Genomic DNA, 1802 nt, shown 5'->3' with positions numbered 1-1802 from the left:
GTTGGCCTCGAAGACGCGGAAGAGGGCGAGCGGGTTCGCGCTGTCCACTCCGGACGGGAGCGCTCCGGCACGCACCGCGGATTCCAGCACCCGGGTGAGCGCCGCTTCGGGCTCCAGCGTCGCCAACTCCGCCGTGTCCAGCGCCAGGTCGGCCAGCGACACGCCCATCAAGTCCTGCGCGAACAGACCCACGGCAAGCGTGCGATCCATCGCCTGCTCGGACGCTGCCACTGGCTCCGGGACGTACGAGTCGATGAGCGCGAGCAGCGCCACCTCTTCGCCCGCCGCGCGGAGCTGGTGCGCCATCTCGTACGCGATGACGCCGCCCAGCGACCAGCCGCCCAGGTGGTAGGGCCCGGAAGGCTGCACCGTGCGCAGCTCCCGCACGTAGTCGGTGGCCATCTCCTCCACCGTGCCCACGGGGGCGCTCGTGCCATCCAGGCCTCGGGCCTGGAGGCCGTAGAAGGGCTGCTCTGGACCCATCTGTCGCGCCAGCTCCGCGTACGCGAGCACGTTGCCACCCACCGGGTGGACGCAGAAGAAGGGCGGGGCGGTGCCCGGGCCTTGCTTCGCGAAGGGCACCAACGGCGTGAAGGGTTTCGTGTCCTCCGCCTCGGCCATGAGTTGGGCGAACTGCTCCACGCTGGGGGCCTGGAAGAGCGCCGACAGCGGGAGGCGGCGCCCCGTCTCACGGTTCACCGCCGCGAGCAGGCGCACCGCGAGGAGTGAATGGCCGCCCAGCTCGAAGAGGCTGGTGCGCACATCCACGGCGGACAGGCCCAACGTCTGGGCCCAGAGCCGCGCGAGCAGTTCCTCGTTCGCGTCGCGCGGTCCCACCAGCGGGCCCGACGACGGGGCGTCGGTGGAGGGAGCGGGCAGGGCCTTGCGGTCCACCTTGCCGTTGGCATTGAGCGGCAGGGCCGCCAGCGCGACGAAGGCGGACGGCACCATGTAGTCGGGCAGGGTGCGCAGCAGGTGGCCTCGCAGAGGAGCGGTGTCCACCGCGGGGGCCACGTAGGCCACGAGGCGCGGCAGGCCCGGCACGTCCTCGCGGACGAGGGCCACCGCGTCCCGGAGGCCCGGGGACGTACGCAGGGCGGCTTCAATCTCACCCAGCTCGATGCGGTAGCCGCGCAGCTTCACCTGGAAGTCCAGCCGGCCCATGAAGTCCAACGTCCCATCCTGCCGCCAGCGGGCCCGGTCTCCCGTGCGGTACAGCCGTGCTCCAGGCTGCGTGCTGAACGGATGCGGGATGAAGCGCTCCGCCGTGAGGTCCGCCCGGGCGCGGTAGCCGCGTGCGAGTCCCTCACCGGAGATGAAGAGCTCTCCGGGCACCCCCACGGACACCGGCTGCAGGCTCGCGTCGAGCACGAAGGCCCCCATGTTGACGAGCGGCCGGCCAATGACGGGCACCACCTGCGTCGCGTCCTGGATGCACCACCACGTCGCGTACACCGTGCCCTCGGTGGGGCCGTACAGGTTGTAGGCCCGCGTGCGCTTCGTCGCGGAGAGGACTCGCCACGTGGCTTCGTCCACTGCCTCACCGCAGATGAGCAGCGTCTCCGGTACGTGGGCGCGCTCCAGCAAGCCCGCCTCCAGCAGGGACTTGAGCTGCGACGGCGTGCAATCCAGCACGTCGAGGCGGTGCTCCTCCATCCACGCCAGCATCCGCTCCGGCTCCTGCCGCACTTCCTCGCGCACAAGGCACAGGCTGTGCCCGTCCAGCAGCAGCAGGAGTTGCCCCACGGAGATGTCGAAGTTGAGCGGCGCGTTGAGGCTGGCCCGAAGGACGCGCGGCACCG

At 71.3% G+C, this 1802-nt stretch carries 1 protein-coding gene; it reads right to left on the bottom strand.

Translation table 11 applies throughout. From position 1 onward, the window contains the following. A partial coding sequence (locus D7V88_RS41170) for a thioesterase domain-containing protein (protein WP_147449138.1) occupies positions 1–1802 on the bottom strand: 1802 nt, incomplete at both ends.

The sequence above is a fragment of the Corallococcus terminator genome, from assembly GCF_003611635.1.
In the GTDB taxonomy this organism is placed as follows: domain Bacteria; phylum Myxococcota; class Myxococcia; order Myxococcales; family Myxococcaceae; genus Corallococcus; species Corallococcus terminator.
Note: the sequence above shows the minus strand (reverse complement) of the source record. Positions and strands in the feature narration are given on the sequence as shown.